Origin of the sequence: Nocardioides sp. GY 10127 (assembly GCF_004919085.1) — a bacterium.
Lineage (GTDB): Bacteria > Actinomycetota > Actinomycetes > Propionibacteriales > Nocardioidaceae > Nocardioides.
The window spans coordinates 183,282-204,600 of sequence record NZ_STGL01000002.1; the positions used below are offsets into that span (position 1 = coordinate 183,282).

At 74.3% G+C, this 21,319-nt stretch carries 24 protein-coding genes; 6 read left to right on the forward strand and 18 right to left on the reverse strand.

Going from position 1 to position 21,319, the window contains the following annotated elements; translation table 11 throughout:
* Positions 1–40 precede the first annotated feature (40 nt).
* From E8D37_RS02640 to E8D37_RS02655, 4 genes are all read right to left on the reverse strand, one after another.
* On the reverse strand, positions 41–718 hold the full coding sequence (locus E8D37_RS02640) for a response regulator transcription factor (protein ID WP_136568217.1): 678 nt from the start codon (positions 716–718) through the stop codon (positions 41–43).
* A gap of 106 nt (positions 719–824) precedes the next feature.
* Positions 825–1,400 (reverse strand): hypothetical protein, encoded by a 576-nt coding sequence (locus E8D37_RS02645; protein ID WP_136568218.1) that lies wholly within the window; start codon positions 1,398–1,400, stop codon positions 825–827.
* Positions 1,401–1,671: 271 nt separating this feature from the next.
* Entirely contained in the window at positions 1,672–1,893 is a 222-nt protein-coding gene (locus E8D37_RS02650) for a hypothetical protein (RefSeq protein WP_136568219.1), read from the reverse strand.
* Between the two features lie 563 nt (positions 1,894–2,456).
* Entirely contained in the window at positions 2,457–2,876 is a 420-nt protein-coding gene (locus tag E8D37_RS02655; protein ID WP_136568220.1) for a hypothetical protein, read from the reverse strand.
* Here E8D37_RS02655 and E8D37_RS02660 point away from each other — a divergent pair.
* Positions 2,875–4,554, forward strand: coding sequence for an acyl-CoA dehydrogenase family protein (locus E8D37_RS02660; protein ID WP_136568221.1), 1,680 nt, complete (start codon positions 2,875–2,877; stop codon positions 4,552–4,554). The genes E8D37_RS02655 and E8D37_RS02660 overlap by 2 nt on opposite strands.
* A 58-nt stretch (positions 4,555–4,612) precedes the next feature.
* On the opposite strand, the gene E8D37_RS02665 is transcribed toward E8D37_RS02660, so the two are convergent.
* Positions 4,613–6,094 (reverse strand): glycine hydroxymethyltransferase, encoded by a 1,482-nt coding sequence (locus tag E8D37_RS02665; protein ID WP_136568222.1) that lies wholly within the window; start codon positions 6,092–6,094, stop codon positions 4,613–4,615.
* Between the two features lie 307 nt (positions 6,095–6,401).
* Here E8D37_RS02665 and E8D37_RS02670 point away from each other — a divergent pair, with 307 nt between their 5' ends.
* From E8D37_RS02670 to E8D37_RS02685, 4 genes are all read left to right on the forward strand, one after another.
* On the forward strand, positions 6,402–8,138 hold the full coding sequence (locus E8D37_RS02670) for a nitrite/sulfite reductase (RefSeq protein ID WP_136568223.1): 1,737 nt from the start codon (positions 6,402–6,404) through the stop codon (positions 8,136–8,138).
* A complete protein-coding gene (locus E8D37_RS02675; protein WP_136568224.1) occupies positions 8,135–8,320 on the forward strand; it encodes a hypothetical protein in 186 nt (61 codons plus the stop codon). The genes E8D37_RS02670 and E8D37_RS02675 overlap by 4 nt, the downstream gene beginning before the upstream one ends.
* The gene (locus E8D37_RS02680; protein WP_136568225.1) at positions 8,317–9,063 is read left to right on the forward strand and encodes a phosphoadenylyl-sulfate reductase; all 747 of its coding nucleotides are present in this window, start codon (positions 8,317–8,319) and stop codon (positions 9,061–9,063) included. The genes E8D37_RS02675 and E8D37_RS02680 overlap by 4 nt, the downstream gene beginning before the upstream one ends.
* Before the next feature lie 98 nt (positions 9,064–9,161).
* A complete protein-coding gene (locus tag E8D37_RS02685; protein WP_136568226.1) occupies positions 9,162–9,914 on the forward strand; it encodes a CbiX/SirB N-terminal domain-containing protein in 753 nt (250 codons plus the stop codon).
* A 9-nt stretch (positions 9,915–9,923) separates the two neighbouring features.
* On the opposite strand, the gene E8D37_RS02690 is transcribed toward E8D37_RS02685, so the two are convergent.
* From E8D37_RS02690 to E8D37_RS02740, 10 genes are all read right to left on the reverse strand, one after another.
* Complete coding sequence (locus E8D37_RS02690) at positions 9,924–10,307, reverse strand: DUF3037 domain-containing protein (RefSeq protein WP_136568227.1); 384 nt, start codon at positions 10,305–10,307, stop codon at positions 9,924–9,926.
* A complete protein-coding gene (locus E8D37_RS02695; RefSeq protein ID WP_136568228.1) occupies positions 10,304–11,116 on the reverse strand; it encodes a HipA family kinase in 813 nt (270 codons plus the stop codon). Before E8D37_RS02695 ends, E8D37_RS02690 begins: the two co-directional genes overlap by 4 nt.
* Positions 11,117–11,192: 76 nt before the next feature.
* Positions 11,193–11,672 (reverse strand): phosphoribosyltransferase family protein, encoded by a 480-nt coding sequence (locus tag E8D37_RS02700; RefSeq protein ID WP_136568229.1) that lies wholly within the window; start codon positions 11,670–11,672, stop codon positions 11,193–11,195.
* 7 nt (positions 11,673–11,679) lie between these two features.
* Positions 11,680–12,186 carry a regulatory protein RecX gene (locus E8D37_RS02705; protein WP_240770142.1) on the reverse strand — a complete coding sequence of 169 codons (507 nt, stop codon included), beginning with the start codon at positions 12,184–12,186 and terminating at the stop codon, positions 11,680–11,682.
* Positions 12,187–12,451: 265 nt separating this feature from the next.
* Positions 12,452–13,513, reverse strand: coding sequence for a recombinase RecA (gene recA, locus E8D37_RS02710; RefSeq protein WP_136568231.1), 1,062 nt, complete (start codon positions 13,511–13,513; stop codon positions 12,452–12,454).
* 264 nt (positions 13,514–13,777) lie between these two features.
* Positions 13,778–14,212, reverse strand: a complete 435-nt coding sequence (locus E8D37_RS02720) for a hypothetical protein (protein WP_136568232.1) — start codon at positions 14,210–14,212, stop codon at positions 13,778–13,780.
* Positions 14,209–15,444 carry a molybdopterin-dependent oxidoreductase gene (locus tag E8D37_RS02725; RefSeq protein WP_240770143.1) on the reverse strand — a complete coding sequence of 412 codons (1,236 nt, stop codon included), beginning with the start codon at positions 15,442–15,444 and terminating at the stop codon, positions 14,209–14,211. The genes E8D37_RS02720 and E8D37_RS02725 overlap by 4 nt, the downstream gene beginning before the upstream one ends.
* Positions 15,441–16,127, reverse strand: coding sequence for a class I SAM-dependent methyltransferase (locus tag E8D37_RS02730; protein WP_206055532.1), 687 nt, complete (start codon positions 16,125–16,127; stop codon positions 15,441–15,443). Before E8D37_RS02730 ends, E8D37_RS02725 begins: the two co-directional genes overlap by 4 nt.
* Positions 16,124–16,813 (reverse strand): DUF2064 domain-containing protein, encoded by a 690-nt coding sequence (locus E8D37_RS02735; RefSeq protein WP_240770144.1) that lies wholly within the window; start codon positions 16,811–16,813, stop codon positions 16,124–16,126. The genes E8D37_RS02730 and E8D37_RS02735 overlap by 4 nt, the downstream gene beginning before the upstream one ends.
* Before the next feature lie 23 nt (positions 16,814–16,836).
* The gene (locus E8D37_RS02740) at positions 16,837–17,583 is read right to left on the reverse strand and encodes a glycosyltransferase family 2 protein (protein ID WP_136568233.1); all 747 of its coding nucleotides are present in this window, start codon (positions 17,581–17,583) and stop codon (positions 16,837–16,839) included.
* A gap of 82 nt (positions 17,584–17,665) precedes the next feature.
* On the opposite strand from E8D37_RS02740, the gene E8D37_RS02745 reads away from it, so the two are divergent.
* Positions 17,666–19,129, forward strand: a complete 1,464-nt coding sequence (locus E8D37_RS02745; RefSeq protein WP_240770145.1) for a hypothetical protein — start codon at positions 17,666–17,668, stop codon at positions 19,127–19,129.
* Positions 19,130–19,136: 7 nt separating this feature from the next.
* Here E8D37_RS02745 and E8D37_RS02750 read toward each other — a convergent pair whose 3' ends face one another.
* The 3 genes from E8D37_RS02750 to E8D37_RS02760 form a co-directional block, all read right to left on the reverse strand.
* Positions 19,137–20,180 carry an NAD-dependent epimerase/dehydratase family protein gene (locus tag E8D37_RS02750; protein WP_136568234.1) on the reverse strand — a complete coding sequence of 348 codons (1,044 nt, stop codon included), beginning with the start codon at positions 20,178–20,180 and terminating at the stop codon, positions 19,137–19,139.
* A gap of 11 nt (positions 20,181–20,191) precedes the next feature.
* Complete coding sequence (locus E8D37_RS02755; protein ID WP_136568235.1) at positions 20,192–21,019, reverse strand: S-methyl-5'-thioadenosine phosphorylase; 828 nt, start codon at positions 21,017–21,019, stop codon at positions 20,192–20,194.
* A 72-nt stretch (positions 21,020–21,091) separates the two neighbouring features.
* Positions 21,092–21,283, reverse strand: a complete 192-nt coding sequence (locus E8D37_RS02760; protein ID WP_136568236.1) for a DUF3046 domain-containing protein — start codon at positions 21,281–21,283, stop codon at positions 21,092–21,094.
* Between the last annotated feature and the right edge of the window lie 36 nt (positions 21,284–21,319).

The following is a 21,319-nucleotide window of genomic DNA, read 5'->3' on the forward strand; positions in this document are numbered from 1 at the left end:
TGGTCCGCAGCAGGGGACCTGGGCCCGAGGCCGTCGTACCTCAGACCCGGGCGAGGGGGGCTGTCAGGCTCGTCCGGTGCAGGGTCGCGAAGACCGCCGCCTGCGTCCGGCTCGAGACCTGGAGCTTGCCGAGGATGTCGGAGACGTAGTTCTTCACCGTCTTCTCCGACAGCTGCGTCGCGTGGGCGATCTGCCGGTTCGTCAGGCCGTCCGCCAGCAGGAGGAGGATGCGCTTCTCCCCCGCGGTGAACGTGCCGACCTCCGGGTCCTCGGTGGAGGCGTGGCGGACGTGCTCGAGCACCCGCCCGGTGACGGCCGGGTCGAGCACCGACTGGCCCGCCGCGACGCGACGCACCGCGGTGGCCAGGTCGTCGCGGCCGGAGTCGGTGAGCAGGAACCCGCTGGCCCCCGCGTGGATGAGGTCGATGACGCCGGCCTCCTCGCGGTCGTCGCCGAGCACCAGCACGCCGGTCCCCGGTGACTGGGTCCGCACCTCCCGGCACGCCTCGACCCGCTCGTGCCGACCGTTCGCCGCGTCCATCAGGACCACGTCCGGCCGGAGGGCGGGCACGCGGTGCACGGCGGTGCGCACGCTGCCGGTCTCCCCGATGACGTGGACGCCGGCCTCGTGCTCCAGCAGCGCCCGCAGACCCTCCCGCAGCAGCCGGTGACGGTGCAGCAGGTAGACCCTCGGCGTCGCGACCCGTGTCGCCTCCATGCTCCCGACGCTATGCCCGGGTCGGCACCACTCTCAGGTGCGCATCGTCAGGTGCCAGCGGGCCCATGGTCCCCGGAGCGGGGGCACCTCACGTCCCGGCGGACGATCAGACCCCGATGCTCTCGAGGAGCCGGGCGCGGCCCCCGGGGTCGACGAGCACGAGCGGACAGCCCTGCGGGGTCCCCCACCGGTCGGCCCAGCGCCGCAGGACAGCGTCGGTGAGCGTCCGCCGGGCCACGGCCCCGTCGACGAGAGGGTGCCCCACCCCGAGGACGAGCAGGCCGGCGCCGGCGGAGGCGTCGGCCAGGACGTCGGCCACCGTCCCGTTCTCCAGGCGCGGGGTGATCCGCAGGTGCCGGCCGTCGGCCGGTCCCACGGCAGCGAGGGCCTCGGCCTGCGCACGGGCGGCCTCGTCCCGAGCCACGCAGAAGTGACCGGGCACCTGGTGGACCACGACTCCGCCCGCCAGCGGCCACACCGTCACGGGCTCGACCCAGCCGCCGGGGCCACCGTGGCCGCGCCGCTCGACCTGGCCGAGTGCCCAGGCGAGCGCGCGGCGGCTGGCGGGCGAGCCCGAGAGCCCGACCACGAGGTGGTCGACGCCGATGTCGCCCTCCCCCGTGGTGCGGGCCCCGGGACGTCCGGGACCAGGCAGGTCACCGCGCGACGCTGAGATCGCCATGGCTCCTCCTCCCGGGCGCACCCGACCGACGTGGACCTCGTCGGCTCCCTCCAGCGTCCCGCGCGCGGGACCTCCGGACACGGGCCGCCTGGCTGGGGCGACGGGGCCGCGTGGCAGGGGCTGGAGGACCAACGTCCCGCACGCCTTCACGCCACCGACACGTGTCGGCGCCCGGGCCCGCCGGACAGCACGACAGCCCCGCACTGGGGGGTGCGGGGCTGTCGTGGGGCCTGGTGCGGGCGACGGCGTGCCGGCCCGAGGCGGGGTGGTGTCAGTCGATGTCGCTGGGGTCGATGTACACGAACAGGGACTCGAGGTTGCCGTCGTGCGGGGCGAAGCGCATGCCCACGGGGCTGTCCGGGCGCACGCCCGTCTTGCGCCCCTGGTCGACGAACCAGATCAGCTCGCCCCAGGTGAGCTGGGGGTCCAGGTCAAGGCCGATGGCCGTGTTGATGGTCTTCTTCTCGAAGGTCTCGAACTCGTCGTCGCTCATACCCCCCACAGTACGGTCGTCTCGTGACACGCGGGTACACATCGGATCCTCCACATCCCCAACATGTGTGAAATCTCTGCTACAGCGAGCACCCTGTCGACACGGACCGGTCTGGACCGGTCGAGATTTCCGGCCGCTCCAGGGTTCGGGCTGCGGAAGCCGGGTAACAGGTGTGACGAGAGTGGACGGCAGTGACAGGTGCACCGGCGCGAGAGGCCGGATCAGGGATGTACCGCCTGCCAACCATCCGCCCCCGACCAAGGCTCAGGTCGGGGGCGGAACCCTTTTTACCCGGCCCTCACCGGCCTCGCGTCCCACGCGCTACCACCAGCCGGACAGCTACCTGTCGGTCACCGGACGCGGCCCCACACTGAGCCACGAGAAGGAAGAGGCCCGCCGTCGAGGTGGGCGCCCGGGCAGCTGGCCCGGTCGCCCGGAGGAGCGTCGAGGGCAGGCGAGGGCCCAGCCGGCTCGTGGTCCGTCCAGCCTCGTGACCACCCGGCTCCCCGCGGCGACGCGGGGAGCCGGACGCCGGCGGCCGCACGTCCGCTCGCGGGCGCGGCTCACCGGGGAGTGAGCGAGGTCGACGGCAGCCACTCCTGAACGAGCCCCCACCGCTCCCCCCGCACGCGGGCCGCGTAGACGACGAGCCCCTCCCAGCCGTCCCCGCCGCGCCGCCACTCCAGCAGCAGGCCCGGCCGCTTCACGCCGTCGGCGTCGATCGCGTCACCGACCCAGCAGTGCCGCGCGGGGCAGGCGTCGACGAGGGGCGGCAGCCCGTGGCCACGCACCTCCGGCCCGGGGAAGGACGTCGGTGGCCGCGCCCGGTCCCGCAGCGGAACCCCGCTGCCGCGCTTGTTCATGCCGCCCGCCACCGCGCCATCGTCCCACATGATCGAACACGTGTTCGACTCGCGCCGCCGCTCCGCCGAGGTGACCCGCCAGTAGCCTCCCCCGCCCAGCCGACCTACGGTGGGGCCCATGACGCAGGACACGTCCCGCCCCACCCGCGCCGCCCTCCGCCGGACCACGAACCAGGTCCCGCCCCTGGTCGGGCACCACACGGTCACCGGCGACGCAGCCCTCACCGACGCGGTCCTGCGTCACGCCGACGCAGCGACCCTCGACTCCCTGCTGGACCTCGGCGCGGAGGCCGGCAGCGCCGAGATCCGTGAGCACGGGGTGCTGGCCAACACGCACACCCCGGTGCTGCGGCCCTACGACCGCTACGGGGAGCGGGTGGACGAGGTGGAGTACCACCCGTCCTGGCACCACCTCATGAGCCGCGCCACGGCGCACGGGCTGGGCGCGACCGCCTGGGCGGCCGACCCCGCCACGCAGCCCCACGCCCACGTCCGGCGGGCCGCCGGCGTCCTCGCCTGGTTCGGCGCCGAGCCCGGGCACGCCTGCCCCCTCACGATGACCTACGCGGCCGTCCCGGCGCTCCGCGCGGACCCGGCGCTGGCGGCACGCTTCGAGTCCGGCCTCGCGTCGACCACCTACGACTTCGGGCTGCGGGCGCCGTCGACGAAGGCCGGGCTCCTGGCCGGGATGGGCATGACGGAGAAGCAGGGTGGCTCGGACGTCCGCACCAACGTGACGCAGGCTCGGCCCACCGGGGAGGAGGGCACGTACAGCCTCCACGGGCACAAGTGGTTCACCTCGGCACCGATGAACGACGTCTTCCTCGTGCTCGCCCAGGCCCCCGGCGGGCTGACCTGCTTCGTGCTCCCGCGGGTCCTCGAGGACGGCAGCCGCAACGTCCTGGACGTCGTCCGGCTCAAGGACAAGCTCGGCAACCGCTCCAACGCCTCCTCGGAGCTCGAGATGGACGGCACGCTCGCGCACCGCCTCGGGGAGGAGGGGCGCGGGGTCCGCACGATCATCGAGATGGTCGCGGCCACGCGGCTGGACTGCGTGCTCGGGTCGACCACCACGATGCGGCGCGCGGTCGCCGAGGCGTCCTGGCACGTCGCCCACCGCGAGGCGTTCGGCGGGACGCTGGCCGACAAGCCGCTCATGCAGAACGTGGTCGCGGACCTGGCCGTCGAGGTGGAGGCCGCCACGGCGCTCGGGATGCGGCTGGCCGCCGCCGTCGACCGCCGCGACGACCCGCACGAGGCGGCGCTGCGCCGGATCGCGCTGCCGCTGGCGAAGTTCTGGGTCTGCAAGCGGACGCCCGCGACGGTCGCCGAGGCCATGGAGTGCCTCGGTGGCAACGGCTACGTGGAGGAGTCCGGGCTGCCGCTGCTGTTCCGCGAGTCGCCGCTCAACTCCATCTGGGAGGGGTCCGGCAACGTCAACGCGCTCGACGTGCTGCGCGCCCTGAGCCGGGAGGCCGGCGTCCTGGACGCCTGGATCACCGAGGTGGGCCTGGCCAGCGGCGGGGACCACCGCCTCGACCGAGCGGTGCAGGAGACGCTCGCGCTGCTCGGCCAGCTCCTGGGCGACCCGGGGCAGCTGGAGCGTCAGGCGCGGAGGCTCGCCTCCAGGATGGCGCTCGTGCTGCAGGGCTCGCTGCTGGTGCGGTTCGCCCCGCCCGAGGTCGCCGACCTGTTCTGCGGCTCCCGCCTCTCCCCCGGGTTCGACGGGGTGTTCGGGTGCCTGGACGGCGGCGACCTCGCCGCGGTGGTGAAGCGCACGACGCCCGAGGCCGGCTGAGCCGGCCCCGGGCGTCGGGGTGCTTCAGGTGACGCCCCGTGGGGGGCGACGGTGGCGCTCAGGCCAGGTCGAGACCCGGGTAGAGCGGGTTGCGCTCGAGCATCTCGGCGGAGGCGGCCTTGACCTTGTCCGCCACGCCCTCGGCCAGGACGTAGGAGGCCTTGGACGGGCCGCCGGCCTTGGTCGTGCCGGGCTGGGTGTTGCTCAGCACCGTGGTGATGAGCTCGGCGACGGTGTCGAACTCGTCGTGCCCGAAGCCGCGGGTGGTGAGCGCCGGGGTGCCGATGCGGACGCCGGAGGTGTACCAGGCACCGTTGGGGTCGGCGGGCACCGAGTTGCGGTTGGTGACGACGCCGGCCTCGAGCAGCGCGGACTCGGCCTGCCGGCCGGTCAGGCCGTAGGAGGAGACGTCGAGCAGCACGATGTGGTTGTCCGTGCCGTCGGTGACGAGCTTCGTGCCGCGCTTCATCAGGCCGGCGGCGAGGGACTGGGCGTTGTCGGCCACGGCCTGGGCGTAGGTCTGGAACTCGGGCTTGCGCGCCTCGGCGAACGCGACGGCCTTCGCGGCCATCACGTGCGAGAGCGGGCCACCGAGGACCATCGGGCAGCCGCGGTCGACGCTGGGGGCGTACTCCTCCGTGGCCAGCACCATGCCGCCGCGCGGGCCGCGCAGCGACTTGTGGGTCGTCGTGGTGACGATGTGGGCGTGCGGGACCGGGTTCTCGTCGCCGGTGAAGACCTTGCCGGCCACCAGGCCGGCGAAGTGGGCCATGTCGACCATGAGGGTGGCGCCCACCGAGTCGGCGATCTCGCGCATCTTGGCGAAGTTCACGCGGCGCGGGTAGGCGGAGTAGCCGGCCACCAGGACGAGCGGCTTGAACTCCTTGACCTTCGCGGCCACGGCGTCGTAGTCGAGCAGGCCCGTCACCGGGTCGGTGCCGTACTGGTTCTGGTGGAACATCTTGCCGGAGATGTTCGGGCGGAAGCCGTGGGTGAGGTGGCCGCCGGCGTCCAGGCTCATGCCGAGCAGGCGCTGGTTGCCCAGCTCGCGCCGCAGGGCCTCCCAGTCGGCCTCGGTGAGGTCGTTGACGTTGCGCTTCTCGGCCTTCTCCAGCCACGGGCCCTCGACGCGGTGCGCGAGGATCGACCAGAAGGCGACGAGGTTGGCGTCGATGCCGGAGTGCGGCTGGACGTAGGCGTACTCCGCGCCGAACAGCTCACGGGCGTGCTCCGCGGCGATGGACTCGACGGTGTCCACGTTCTGGCAACCGGCGTAGAACCGGTGACCCACGGTGCCCTCGGCGTACTTGTCGCTCAGCCAGGTGCCCATGGTCATGAGCACGGCCGGCGAGGCGTAGTTCTCGCTGGCGATGAGCTTGAGGGAGGCACGCTGGTCGGCGAGCTCGGCGCGGGTGGCGTCCGCGATGCGCGGCTCGACGGAGGCGATGACCTCCAGAGCCTGCTGGTAGGCGCTGCTGGTGAGGCCGGAGACGTCGGTCATGGGCGCCAGCGTATAAGGCACAGCGGCGGGTGCCGACATCCGCGCGTGCGGGCGACAGACGTTGCGCAGGTGTGACGGACAAGGCACGGAGCGGTCTCCGCACGCGGGACGCCCCGCTCACATCTCACATTCCGGACATTGGTCTCGTCATACGAGATCCGCATTTGGAGATGACGGTCCCGAGGACTGAGACTGCTTGACGTGAGCCTCGCCGACACCCACGTGCACCTGGTGGTCCGCCGCCACGTGGACCTCGGTCGCACGCGCAGCGCCATGTGTCACGCCCGCTGAACCCCGCCCCGCCTCGCGGCCTCTTGCCGCGCCCCGTTCAGCTAGGAGCCCCCGCATGTCCGACCTGCGCTACCAGACCGTCGCCGCCCGCCAGACCGAGATCCCCCGGCCCCGCCGTGGCGAGGGCCAGTGGGGCCTGGGCTACACGGAGCCGCTCAACAAGAACGAGCAGTCCAAGAAGGACGACGACCCGCTCAACGTCCGGGACCGCATCCTCTACACCTACTCCAAGCGCGGGTTCGACTCGATCGACCCCAGCGACCTGCGTGGTCGCTTCCGCTGGATGGGGCTCTACACGCAGCGCAAGCCCGGCATCGACGGCGGCCGCACCGGCTCGATGGCCGAGGAGGAGCTGGACGACCGCTTCTTCATGATGCGAGTGCGCTCCGACGGCCAGCTGCTCTCCGCCGACGCGGTGCGGGCACTGGGCACCATCGGCGTCGACTTCGCGCGGGACACCGCCGACGTCACCGACCGCGAGAACATCCAGTACCACTGGATCCGCATCGAGGACGTCCCGGCGATCTGGCAGCGCCTGGAGGACGCCGGTCTCTCCACCCTCGAGGCCTGCGGCGACTCGCCGCGCCCGTTCCTCGGCTCCCCCGTGGCCGGCGTCGCCGCCGACGAGATCATCGACGGCACGTCCGCGCTCGAGGAGATCAAGCGTCGCTACATCGGCGACCCCGCGTTCTCGAACCTGCCCCGCAAGTTCAAGACCGCGCTCACCGGGCACCCCAGCCACGACGTCTCCCCCGAGACCAACGACGTCTCCTTCGTCGGCACGGTCCACCCCGAGCACGGCCCCGGCTTCGACGTCTGGGTCGGCGGCGGCCTGTCCACCAACCCGATGCTCGCCCAGAAGCTCGGCGTGTGGGTGCCGCTGGAGAAGGTCCCGGACGTGTGGTCCGGCGTCGCCTCCATCTTCCGTGACTACGGCTACCGCCGCCTGCGCTCGCGCGCCCGGCTGAAGTTCCTCGTCGCCGACTGGGGCGTGGACACGTTCCGTGAGGTCCTCGAGAACGAGTACCTCGGCGAGCCGCTGGTGCGCCTGGAGTCCCCGGAGTCGCCCGTGGGCCACCGCGACCACGTCGGCGTCCACGACCAGCAGGACGGCCGCAAGTACGTCGGCGTCGCGCCGGTCGTCGGCCGCGTCTCCGGCACCCTGCTGGTGCAGCTGGCCGACGTCATCGACGAGTTCGGCCTCGACGGCGCCCGCCTCACGCCGTACCAGAAGATCGTCCTGCTCGGCGCCGACCCGGAGCGCGTCGAGGCCCTCGTCGAGCGCCTCGACGAGATCGGCCTCTCGGCCCGTCCGTCGGTCTTCCGCCGCAGCTCCATGGCCTGCACCGGCATCGAGTTCTGCAAGCTGGCCATCGTCGACACCAAGAACCGCACCCGCGACCTCATCGCCGAGCTCGAGCGCCGCTTCCCCGACCTCACCACCGAGCAGATGGGCGGGGGCTTCTCGATCAACGTCAACGGCTGCCCGAACGCCTGCGCCCGCACCCAGGTCGCCTCGATCGGCCTCAAGGGTCAGCTCGTGACCCACGAGGGCCGGCAGGTCGAGGGGTTCCAGGTCCACCTCGGCGGCGCGACCGGCCTCCAGGCCAACTTCGGCCGCAAGCTGCGTGGCCACAAGGTCACGAGCGAGGGGCTGGACGACTACGTCAGCGCCGTGGTCACCAACTTCCTGGGCGACCGGTCCGAGGGCGAGACCTTCACCGACTGGGTCGCCCGGGCCGACGAGTGGCAGCTCGACGGGTCGGCGGTGCTGGAGGGACAGGGCTCATGAGCGAGCGCGCCGTCCCCTTCCACTGCCCCTACTGCGGCGACGAGGACCTCTGGCCCCACGAGGTCGTCGCGGAGGACGGCAGCACCACCTCGCCCCACGGCTCGTGGGAGTGCCGCTCCTGCCTGCGGGCGTTCTCGCTGAGGATGCTCGGCCAGGTGGCTCGCCCCGGGAGCCCCTCGTGACCGCCGCGACCACGGTCGCCGCGGCCGAGGCGCGCGGTGCGCAGACCGAGGGCCGCTCCCCCGAGGAGCTGCGCGAGATCGTGCAGCACTGGGGCGCCGAGCTCGAGCTGGCGCCTGCCGAGACGATCATCGAGTGGGCCGCCGCCACCTTCGGCGACCGGTTCTGCCTGACCTCCTCCATGGGGGACGCCGTGCTCGCGCACGTCGCCGCCAAGGTCGTGCCCGGCATCGACGTGGTCTTCCTCGACACCGGCTACCACTTCATCGAGACGATCGGCACCCGCGACGCGGTCGAGGCGACGATGGACGTCAACCTCATCACCATCACGCCGACCCAGACCGTCGCGGAGCAGGACGCCGCCGAGGGCAAGGACCTGTGGCAGCGCGACCCCGACCGCTGCTGCTTCCTGCGCAAGGTGCAGCCGCTCCAGCAGTCGTTGGCCGGCTACGACGCGTGGGCCACCGGCCTGCGCCGCGCCGAGACCCACCACCGGGTCATCGCGCCCGTCATCGGCTGGGACGCCAAGAAGGGCAAGGTCAAGGTCTCGCCCCTCGCCCGCTGGAGCGACGAGCAGGTCGACCGCTACATCGCCGAGAACGGCGTCCTGGTCAACCCGCTGGTCTACGACAACTACCCGTCCATCGGCTGCGCGCCCTGCACGCGCCGCGTCGCCCCCGGCGAGGACCCGCGCAGCGGGCGCTGGGCCGGCACCGGCAAGACGGAGTGCGGCATCCACGTCTGAGGCCCGGCCTCCGACCCGCTCCGCCGCGACCGCACCGCGCCACCGACGAACGACTTCCACCACCCGGCACCACCCGCACCACCGAGGAGAGAGCACCCATGGCAGCACCCGCCCTGGTCGCCCTGGCATCCGGCAGCACCGACCCTCGCGCGCACGCCACCGTCACCGCCATCGTGGACGAGGTCCGCGCCGTCCGCGGCGACCTCCGCATCGAGCAGGCCTTCGTCGACGCCCCCGCGCGCCGCCGCGGGTCCCTGGCCTCCGTCTCCGACGCCCTCGTGCGCGCCGGCCACGAGGAGGTCGTGCTCGTGCCCCTGCTGCTGGCCGAGTCCCCCGAGACCACCGCCACCATCGAGGACGCCGTCGCCACCCTGCGCGAGCGGCACCCGGGCCTGCGCGTGCAGGCCACGCCCGTCCTGGGCCTCGAGGCCTGCTTCCTCCAGGTCCTCGACGTCCGGCTCCGCGAGGCCCTGCGGGCCGCCCGCGTCCGCGAGCTCGACGCCCTCGTGCTCGCCGCGGTCGGCTCCACCGACGCGATCTCGAACCAGGCCGTCGCGCGGCTGGCGCGCGTGTGGGGGGCCCACCACAAGCTGCCCGTCACCGCCGCCTACGCCCAGGCCGCCCCGCCGGCCGCGGGCGAGGCCGTCCGGGCCTTCCGGGCCGAGGGCCGTCGACACATCGCCGTGGCCTCGCTGTTCCTGACCCCCGGCCCGCACGCGGACCGCGCCGCCGAGCTCGCCCTCGAGGCGGGCGCCGTGGCCGTCGCGGACCCGCTGGGGGCGCACCCGGAGGTCGCCCGCACCGTCCTGGCGCGCTACGCGGTCGGCGCGGTCGAGCTCGTCCCCGTCTGAGCCGGCGGCTCAGCCCACGTAGGCCGCGAGGAGCCCGGCCAGCGCCTGCTCCGGGTCCGCGCAGACCCCACCGTGCACCGGCCCCGGCTGGAGCACGGTGCTGCGGGGCGCCTTGAGGAAGCCGAAGCGCTGGCTGGTGGGGCGCTGGGCGGCGGAGCCACCCATGGGAGTCCCGGCGCACACGGCGTCGACGAAGGCCAGGCCCGCGTGGACGTGGGCCAGGTCCAGCTCCGGCGCGAACGCCCGCAGGCGCTGCTCGTCCACGCGGTGCGCCACGCCGAGGTAGTCCGTGGCGTGGCAGTAGAGGACGACGCCGACGTTGCAGAACTCCTCGCGCTCGGGCCGGGGGACGCAGCGCAGGACCGCGTACTGGTAGGAGACCCGGTCGCTCACGGCCGGCCCGTCCTGCCGGCACCCGTCCCACCGTCGCCGGCCACGTCCGGGAGCCACTGGCGGCTGCCCAGCCTGGCGAGCAGGAAGCGGACGTAGGCGGCCCGCAGGTCCGCGGGGGTCTCGGTGCCGGGGACCGGCTCGAGCCACGCGTCGGGCACCTGCGCCAGGACGTCGGTGAGCAGCCGCTCGTCCACGCGGCCGCCCAGGTCGCGGTCGACGTCCGCGAGCACGTCCGCGTGCCCCTGGACCGCGGGCAGCAGGACGTGGTCGGAGGCGTCCCAGGCCTGCGTGGCGAACCGGGTCGGGTCGGTGACCCCTCCCGCCCACGCGTGGTGGAAGTAGAGGCTGGCGCCGTGGTCGATAACCCACAGGTCGCCGTTCCACACCAGCAGGTTGGGGTTGCGCCACGAGCGGTCGACGTTGGCGCAGAGCGCGTCGAGCCACAGGACGCGGGCCGCCTCCTGCGTCGAGACCGCGGAGGTGCCGTCGAACCCGAACGCGCCCGGGAGGAAGTCGATGCCCAGGTTGGACCCGACGGAGGCGTTGATGAGGTCCTGGACCTCCTCGTCCGCCTCGTAGCGGGCGATCTCGGAGTCGAGGTCGAGCTCCACGAGGACCGGGGTGCGCAGGCCCAGTCGCCGGGCCAGCTCCCCCACGACCACCTCGGCCACCAGGACCCTCAGGCCCTGGCCGGCGCCGCGGAACTTGCAGACGTAGGTGCCGAGGTCGTCGGCCTCCACGACCCCCGGGAGGCTGCCGCCCTCCCGCAGCGGGGTGACGTAGCGCGTCACCGCGACCTTCTCGATCACGCCGGTCACCCTAGACCGGGACGCCCGGCCGGTGTCGGGGGCGGGGTGTCGGTGTCTCCGGGGGGGGGGGCGCGTGTCAGCGGTTCGGCGTGACCACCGGCTGGCTCGACCACGGGAAGTCGATCCACTTGTCGGTGTGCCGCCAGACGTAGTCGGGGCGGACCACGGTCCACGGCTTCTCGTACACGACGGCGGAGCGGGCCTCGGCGACGTGGCCCTCGCAGAACTCCAGGACCGTCTGGAGGGTCTTGCCGGTGTCCGCCACGTCGTCCGTGATGAGCACCTTCATGCCCGAAAGGTCCACCGCGTCCGGGGTGGGCGGGAGCATCATCGGCACCTCGAGGCGCTGGTCGACGCCCGTGTAGAACTCGACGTTGACGGTCGAGAGGTTCTTCACGCCGAGGGCGTAGCCCAGGCCCATGCCGAGGCCCAGCCCGCCGCGGGCGATGGAGAGCACCATGTCGGGCTCGTAGCCGGAGTCGGCGACGGACTGCGCGATCTCGCGCACCGCCGTCCCGAACAGCTCGTAGGTCAGGATCTCGCGCTCGTCAGCCACGGCGACATCATGGCAGGTCGAGACCGGAGCCCCCGAGGCCACCCTCGTCGTCCTCGACGCCGCGGTCCGCGCGGACCTCCTCGCGGGCGACCCGGTAGACGAGCTCGCCGCCGTAGCCCTTGCGGCCGAGGGCACCGAGCAGTCGGCGCAGGGCCACCTCGTCGTCCAGGTTCCGCATGGTCCGCAGCTTCTTGCGCGCGAGCGCCCGGGCGGCCGCCTCCTCGTCCTCGGGCTGGACCTCCTCCTCGAGGACCGTGCGCGCGGTCTCGTCGTCCACGCCCTTGCGGCGCAGCTCCTGGGCGAGGGCGCGCGGGGCGAGCAGCTTCGAGGACTGCCGGCTCGACACCCAGGCACGGGCGAAGGCCTCGTCGTTCACGAGGCCGACCTCCTCGAACCGGTCCAGCAGCGCCTCGGAGATCTCCTCCGGCACCAGCTTCGCGTCGAGCTTGGTGCGCAGCTCGGCCCGGCTGCGGGCGCGGCCCGTCAGCTGCTCCAGCAGGATCGTCCGCGCCACCGCCTCCGGGTCCTCCGGCGGACCAGGGGCGTCGGCGGGGGCGTCGTCGCCGTGTCGGCGGCGTCCGCCCCGGCTGTTGGCACCCCGTCCACGACCACCGCCACGGCGTCCACCGGTGGCGTCGCCGGACGGAGCTGCCTTCTGAGCGTCCTCGCTCGGGGTCGACGGTCCCTGGGCGCCGCGCGTCCACGCGTCGACGCCCAGGGAGACGTCACCGAGCCAGTCCGGTGCCGGCCTCTCCTCGTCCAGGTGCCCCACCGTGGACTCAGAAGTCGTCGATGCCGACCGGCTCGTCGGCCGGGGCGTCGACGGTCGGGCCGACGCCCAGCTTCTCGAGGATCTTCTTCTCCAGCTCGTTGGCCAGGTCCGGGTTGTCGCGGAGGAAGTTGCGGGCGTTCTCCTTGCCCTGGCCGAGCTGGTCGCCCTCGTACGTGTACCAGGCGCCGGCCTTGCGGACGAGGCCCGCGTCGACGCCGACGTCGATCAGGCCACCCTCACGGGAGATGCCCTTGCCGTACATGATGTCGAACTCGGCCTGCTTGAACGGCGGGGCGACCTTGTTCTTGACGACCTTGACGCGGGTGCGGTTGCCGACCATGTCCTGGCCGTCCTTCAGCGTCTCGATGCGGCGCACGTCGAGCCGGACGGAGGCGTAGAACTTCAGCGCCCGACCACCGGTCGTGGTCTCGGGCGAGCCGAACATGACGCCGATCTTCTCGCGCAGCTGGTTGATGAAGATCGCGGTGGTGCCGGAGTTGTTGAGGGCACCGGTCATCTTGCGGAGGGCCTGGCTCATGAGGCGGGCCTGGAGACCGACGTGACTGTCACCCATCTCGCCCTCGATCTCGGCGCGGGGCACGAGCGCGGCGACGGAGTCGATCACGATGAGGTCGAGGGCGCCGGAGCGGACGAGCATGTCGGCGATCTCGAGCGCCTGCTCACCGGAGTCGGGCTGGGAGACGAGGAGGGCGTCGGTGTCGACGCCGAGGTTCTTGGCGTACTCCGGGTCGAGCGCGTGCTCGGCGTCGATGAAGGCCACGATCCCGCCGGCGCGCTGGGCGTTCGCCACGGCGTGCAGCGCCACGGTCGTCTTACCGGAGGACTCCGGGCCGTAGATCTCCACGACGCGGCCGCGCGGGAGGCCGCCGAGACCGAGCGCGACGTCCAGGGCGATGGAGCCGGTGGGGATGATCTCGAGGGGGGCGCGGGTCTCGTCGCCGAGGCGCATGATCGAGCCCTTGCCGTACTGGCGCTCGATGCCGGCCAGGGCTGCGTCGAGGGCCTTGCCCTTGTCGCCGGACTTGTCGGTGGTGGTCTTCGCGGCCATGTTCTTGCTCCGTCTCCCCCGGGTCTGGCCCGGCTTCCCTTGCTCTCTCATGTCGGGGGCGACGCTAGGAGAAGGCACCGACAGTCCTCCTCCGCCGGCCCGAGAGCTGTGGAGGAGCACGTCCCACGACATGCTTGTGGACACACCGTAGCCCGAACATGTGTTCGATCCACACACCGGAGGACCGGCGTGTCGGGCGGCGTGTCGGGCGGCGTGTCGGGCGGCGTGTCGGGCGGCGTGTCGGGCGGCGTGTCGGGCGGCGCGTCAGCCCCGTCCCCGCCGGCGCGGCAGGTACCGCGCCACGACGACCCCGACCGCCGTCAGCGCGGCCAGCACGCCCCACCCCGCCCAGTAGTCCCGGTCCAGGAGGGTCGGGTTGTCGGGGGCGTGCTCCCGGCCCAGCCCGACGAGGACGGGGACGGCGAGCAGAGTCAGCGCGCCGAGCACCACCAGCCCGCCGGCCACCGGCGCGCGCCAGGCGGGCGGGAGCAGCCGCGCACCGGCCGCCCCCAGGAGCACGAGCAGCCCGGACAGCACCACGTCGTGGGCCAGGACGCCGACGGCCCACCAGACCCCGACGTCCACGAGGCCCTCGAGCGACTGGCGGCTCACCAGCAGCCAGAGGCCGTAGCCGAGGACCACGACCCCGACGGCACCCAGGACGACCCGGCCGCCGGTACCGCGGGCGGGGGCGCTCACGAGCCGCCCTCCTCGACCTCGAGGCGGTGGACCCACTTGGTCTGGAGGACGCCGGGACGGTCGGGCGCGATGACCCGCGCCGGGAACCCGTGGTCCAGGCTGAGCGGCTCGCCGGACAGGCCGAGGGCGAGGAGGGTGCGCGGGTCGTCCGCGAAGTTCCCGGGCAGCCGCGTCGTCGCGTACCCGCCGCGCTGCTGGAGGGAGGAGACGACGACGGCCGACCCCGCCGGGGCGGCCACGAGGTCGAGGAGGTCCCGCACGGGCACGCCCGTCCAGGTCGCCTGCGCGCTCCAGCCCTCCACGCACGCGATCGGCAGCGACTGCTCCACCTGCGGGAGGGCCTCGAGGTCCGCCCGGCTCAGGCTCACCACGCGGTCGCCCCGTACGACGTCGAGACGGTAGGCCTCACCGGTCGCAGCCACGTCCACCGCCGCGGCGGAAGCGGTGCGGTTGATCGGGACCCCCTGGGGTCCCTCCCCGGTGCGCACGGCGAGCACGGACACGCGCCGCAGCAGCGGCACCGTGCCGCCGGCCGTCGCCAGGACCGCGAGGCCCGCCGCCAGCCAGGTCACCCGCAGCAGACCTCGCCGGGAGAGCGCCCCCTGCGCGGTGGCGGACGACCGGTCGAGGCCGGCGTCGTCCACGTCGGAGCCCAGGGCTGCGCGCACCACCGGGAGCTTGACCGCGACGTGCACCAGCAGCGCGCCGATCGCGACCCAGGCGACGGCGTAGTGAGCGCTGCGGAACGAGAACTGCCAGGGGTACCACTGCGAGACGTTGAGCAGCCCGGTCGCCAGCATGAAGATCGCCGAGGCCACCAGGAGGCCCACCGCGGCCCGCTCCGCGCCGACCAGCACCACCTGGCCCAGCCCGCGGGGCAGCGCGGCGAACAGGCGCGGGAGCACCGACCACAGCTTCACGAGCAGCAGCGGCACCGCGGCGGTCCCGCTGGCCACGTGGAGGCCCTGGGTGAGTCGGTAGCCCCAGGAGGGGGACGTCGGGAACGGCACGGGCGGGTCGGGCAGCTGGGCGTAGTGGCTGATGAGGCCCGTCACGAAGGCGAGCCCGAAGCAGCAGCCGAGCGCGACCCCCACCCGCGCGGCCACGGCGGGGCTGCGGAGCCGAGAGGTGAACGACTCCTCGCGCGGGCCGGACGCGCGCAGCCTCGCGAGGCCGCGCGCCGGCGGGCCCCCGCCGACCGGGCCGGCAGCGTCGTCCGGGGTCCGGGTCACCCCACCATCCTGACCCCGACCCCCGTGCCGGCGCCACGGTCGAGCACCGCGAGCCACCGGCTGCCGAACGGCTCGACGGTGCGCACCGCCAGACCGGCCAGGTCAGCGAGCCGGTGCACGTCGTCGACGCCTACCACGGCCCACCGGAACGGGCGGCACCGCGCGCCGTCCACCTCGATGCTCATCCACCCCGCCGAGAACGGGACGCCCGGGCCGGCGAGCTCCGCGACCACCCGACCGCCCGGAGCCAGGACCTGGGCCGCTCGCCGGAGCAGGGCCACGGGGTCGCCGCCGATCCCGACGTTGCCGTCGGCGAGCAGGGCCGTGGACCAGCGCCCTTCCTCCGGCACCGGGTCGAACAGCGAGCAGTGCACGGCGTGGACGCCGCGGGCGCGGGTCCGGGCGACGCACTCCTCCACGACGTCGACGCCCAGGGTGCGGTGCCCGCGGCGGTGCAGCGCCGCCGCGAGGCGGCCCGGTCCGCAGCCCAGGTCGATGGTGGCGCCGCTGCAGGCGGCGAGGAGGCCCTCGTCCTCGGGTCGGGCCTCGCCGGACCAGGAGTCGACCGGCAGCACGGCGGCGGCGCGGACGACCGCGCCCGACGCGTCCACGTCGCCGACGCTCGCCCGTCCCCCGCGCAGGGCGGAGGCGAACGCGGCGCTGAACGAGACGTCGCCGGTCACGGTCGCACCGCCCCGGCTCCCTCGTGGACCACCCGTCGCCAGGCCTCGGCGAAGGCCGACCCGGGGCACTCGTCGGCGACGGCCTCGGCGTCCGCGACAGTGTCGACGTCCCGCAGGACGCGGGTCGTGGCCACCCTCAGACCGGTCGCCTCCAGCGCGGCCCGGGTGAGCGTCCCGGTGCGGGGCGTGGACATGGGCACCTCCACCAGGCACGCCGCGGCCGCGGGGTCGCGCAGGCCCAGCACCCACCAGCCGCCGTCCTGCGCCTCCCCCAGCACCGCGTCGGCACCGGCCAGGTCGGCCGCGACCCCCCGCAGGAGCGCCGGCGTCACCTGCGGGGTGTCCATCCCGACCTGGACGACCGGCTCCTGGGTGAGGCCGCCGACGTCGGCGTGCGCCCGCGCCAGCCGGGCGGCGAACCCGTCGCCGACCTGCGGGTGGACGGTCCAGCCGGCCACCGCCCGCAGCAGCTCCTCGCCGCGGACCGCCTCACCGAGGTCGCCCGCGAGCGCGAGGTGGCAACGGTCGGGCCCGACCGTGGCGACGGCGGCGCGCAGCGTGTCGAGGAGGGCGGCCGCGGCCACCTCGGCCGCGGCCGTCATCCCGACGTCCGCCCCGAGCCTCGTCTTGGCGCGCCCCGCCACGGGCGCCTTCGCCACCACCAGCACCCGGAAGGGGGCGGTCACCGGAGCAGCGGACGGCCCCGCGCTCACGCGAGCACCCGCCAGAAGTCGCGGGCGGCACGGGCGGTGCCCCGCACCGAGCCGGAGACCTTCGAGCGCGTGCCCTCGGCGCGCGGCAGGTAGTCGACGTCGTGCTCCACGACGCGCCAGCCCGCCAGCGTCATCCGCTGGAGCAGCTCGACGGGGTAACCGAAGCGGCGGTCCTCGACGCCGAGGTCGAGCAGCGCCTGTCGACCGCAGACACGGACGGGCACGATGTCGTGGACGTGGGTGCCGATCCGGCGGCGCAGCCAGGCCAGGATCAGGCGGTTGCCGAGGCGCGCGTGCCAGGGCCAGACGCCGCCCCGCACGGGCCGCCGGCGGCCCACGGCCATGTCCGCGCGGCCGGACACGACGTCCTCGACGAGCGGCAGGAGCTGGGCGGGGACGAGCGAGCCGTCGCCGTCCATGAAGGCGACGTGGTCCGCCGTCGCTGCGAGCAGCCCCGCATGCACCGCGGCGCCGTACCCGGGCACGGGCTCGTGCACCACCCGGGCGCCCAGCGCGGCGGCGACCTCGGCGGTGTCGTCGGACGACCCGTTGTCGACCACGATCACGGACAGCGAGGCCGGCACCAGGGGCAGCAGGGTCCGCAGGGCCGGGCCCTCGTCCCGGCACGGGAGGACCAGGTCGACAGGGGGAGCCGCGGGAGCGACGCCAGGGTCCGGGCCGGGATCGGGGCCGGGACCGAGGCCGGGATCGGGGCCGGGATCGCCGGCGGACGCGGGGGGCATGGACGCAACGTAGCCGCGGGAGCCGTGACCCGGGAGGGTGAGGAGCGGGCCGCGGCTGTGCCGGGATGTCTAGGGTCGGGGCATGGTCAGCGGCACGTCGGGCGGCACGTCCGTCCAGGACGGGACGACCGCGACGCCCGCACCGGGGGGCGCGCGACGCGACTCGCGGCTCGCCCTCGTCGGCTCCACCATCGCGGTTCTCCTGCTCGCCGCCGCCTTCTCGCTGCCGCACCTCCTGGACTGGGACGTCGCCACCCGGGCCTCCCGCTCCGCCGTCGACGAGCCGCTCATCACCCCGCTGCACGGGTGGTGGGACCCCAAGCTCCTCGGCCCGGGGACCCTGCCGGCGATCGCCCTGGCGGTCCTGGGCTGGGTCTGGCTGCCGGGTTGGTGCAGGCGCGCCTCGTGGAGCCGGCTGCTGGTCGTCGGGTACGTCCTCAGCCTCGCGTGGTGCCTGTCCCTGGCCCTGGTGGACGGCACCAGCGGGCTCAGCCGGGTGCTCGGGAGCAGCGACGAGTACCTGCCCACCGCGCGGGCCGTCACCGACGTGGGCGCCCTGCTCCACGAGTACGTCGCCCGCATCCCCTACTCGGCCGCCCCGGAGAACTGGCCGACGCACGTGGCGGGGCACCCGCCGCTGATGCTGCTGTTCTTCGTGGGCCTGGTGCACCTCGGGCTGGGCGGCGACCTGGCCGCGGGCCTCGTGGTCACCGTGGTCGGGGCCTCCCTCCCCGTGGCCGCGCTCGTGGCCCTGCGGGCCCTGGGCGCCCAGGACGCCGCACGCCGTGCCGCGCCGTTCCTGCTCCTCTCCCCCGTGGCGGTGTTCGTCGCCGTCTCCGCGGACGCCGTCATCGGCACCGTCATGGCGTGGGGGATCGCCTGCCTGGCGCTGGCCGGGGCGGCGGCCGCCCGTGGCGCCGCCGTCCGGGTGCACCTCGGCTGGTCGCTGCTCGCGGGCCTCCTGCTGGGTTGCGGCGTGATGATGTCCTACGGGATGCCGCTCATGGGGCTGGTCGCCCTGGCCGTCCTCGTCGCCGCCGGCTCCTGGCGGCCCCTCGTGCCGACCGCCCTCGCCGCCTTGGCGGTCGTGCTCGGGTTCGCGCTCGCCGGGTTCTCCTGGTGGCAGGCCTACCCCGTGCTCACGGACCGCTACTGGGACGGCATCGCGGCCGACCGGCCCGCCTGGTACTGGACCTGGGGCGACCTCGCCTGCCTCGTCGTGATCACCGGCCTCCTGGTGCCGGCGGGTCTCGCGGTGGCCCTGGGCCGCGTGAGGGGTGGTGCCCGCGGGCTGCTGCGACGGGGAGCCGGCGTGCCGCAGGAGGTCCGAGTCCTCGTCCTGCTCTCGCTGTCGACCCTGCTCGTGGTCGCGCTCGCCGACGCCTCGCGGATGAGCAAGGCCGAGACCGAGCGGATCTGGGTCCCGTTCGTGCCGTGGCTGACCGTGGCGGTGGCGCTGCTGCCGACGCGGTGGCTGCGCGTCGGCCTGGCCGTGCAGCTGATCTGCACGCTCGCCGTCCAGCAGCTCCTCTACACGTCCTGGTGACGCCCGCTCACGCGCGCAACGGGGCCGTGGCGAACGCGCGCAGCCCCTCGTGCGGGGTGACCGCGGCCGCGAAGCCCAGCTCTCGGCGGGCCCGCTCGGGGCTGGCGACGATGTGCCGCACGTCGCCCAGCCGGTAGCCGCCGGTGACCTCGGGCGTCAGCGAGGAGCCCGTGCCCTCGGCCACGAGGGTGGCCACCTCCCGGATGGAGATCGGGTTGCCGGAGGCCACGTTGTAGGCGGCCACGTGACCGGCCGGCGCGGAGGTGACTGCGTCCAGCGCCGCCAGGTTGGCCGCGGCGACATCGCTGACGTGCACGAAGTCGCGCATCTGCCCGCCGTCCTCGTAGACCTGCGGGGCCTGCCCCCGCTCGAGGCTGGAGCGGAACATCGCCGCGACCCCGGAGTACGGGGTGTCGCGCGGCATCCGGGGGCCGTAGACGTTGTGGTAGCGCAGCGAGACGCAAGCGGCGTCGGCCTGCCGGACCCAGGCCGAGGCGTACCCCTCCTGCGCCAGCTTGCTCACGGCGTAGGTGGAGCGCGGGTCGAGGCGGGCGTCCTCGTCGACGAGGCCCCAGCCGAGGGCGGCGTCGCAGACCGGGCAGTGGTTCTCCACGTCACCGGACTCCAGCGCCGCCCGGCTGCGCGGGCCCGGCACCTGGTCCCCGTGCGAGGGGCAGGTGTAGCGGCCCTCGCCGTAGACGACCATCGAGGACGCCAGGACCAGCCGGTCCACCCCCGCCTCGTGCATCGCGGCCAGCAGCACGGCGGTGCCGAGGTCGTTGACCCCGGCGTAGGCCGGGAGGTCGGAGACCGTGACGCCGGCCCCCACGACGGCGGCCTGGTGGCACACCGCGTCGACGCCGGCGAGCAGGTCGGTCCAGCCGTCGGCGTCCCGGACGTCGAGCTGGTGGGTGCCCGCGGGGGCGGTGGCCTCGCCGTGCGCCATGGGCAGCATGAGGTCGACGCGGACGACCTCGTCGCCGCGCGCCTCCAGCGCCCCGGCGACGGCGCCGCCGATGAAGCCCTCCGAGCCGGTGAGCAGCACGCGCATCCGGGCGCGCCTCAGGCCCGGCCGGACGCGTCGGGCTCCGGGATGCGGTAGGTCGGTGGCGTGGCCTCCAGCCAGGCGGCGCACGAGCAGCCGGCCGGGTCCGGGAGCGCCTCCACGGCGCTGCCGAGGATCGAGTGCAGGCGCTCGAGGTTCTGGGCGAAGAGCGCCATCACCTCGTCGGCCGAGACCCCGTGCTCGCCCTCGGCGCCGGCGTCCATGTCGGTGACCAGGGCCAGCGAGGCGTAACACATGCCCATCTCGCGGGCGAGCGGCGCCTCGGGCGTCGCGGTCATGTTGATGAGGGTCCAGCCGGAGGCCGCGTAGGCCTGCGACTCGGCACGGGTGGAGAACCGCGGCCCCTCGATCACCACCATGGTGCCGCCGTCGGCGATGTCGGGGGCGGCACCCACGAGCGCGGTGCGCAGGCCCGGGCAGTAGGGGTCGGCGAACGGCAGGTGCACGCCGCCGCGCTCGACGTAGGACGGGTTGCGCCGGTACGTGCGGTCGACCAGCTGGTCGGGGACCACGACGTCGCCCGGAGCGACCTCGGGCCGCAGCCCGCCGACCGCGCAGGGGGCCAGCACCTGGCGCACCCCCAGCGAGCGCAGCGCCCAAAGGTTGGCCCGGTACGGGATGAGGTGCGGCGGGTAGCGGTGGTCGCGGCCGTGCCGGGGCAGGAAGGCCACCCGGCGGCCGGCGACCTCGCCGATGCTGATCCGGTCCGACGGGTCGCCGTACGGGGTCGAGACCTCGACCTGCTCGGCGTCCGGGAGGAAGGAGTAGAAGCCGCTCCCGCCGATGACGGCGACGTCGGCGCGCGGGGAGGTGGTCGGGGTCATGGGCTCACTCTGTCAGAGCCCCGCGACACCGCAGGGGTGACCTGGCCGGGGGCCGCGCCGCGGCGGATCGCGTCAGCGCAGGCTGGGCGGGAGCTCGGCGAAGGTGTGGACGGCGGCCCACACCTCCTTGGGCGTCATGCCCGCCTCCAGGGCCTCCTCGGGGGTGCGCTGCCCCAGCTCGCGCAGCACCGTGAGCCGGGCGAAGGGCCGCGCCTGGGCGCCCAGCGCCTCCTCCATCCGCTCCCAGAACTCGGTGTGCCGCACCCGCCCATCATGCACGGCGACGTGGCGACGGGCCGG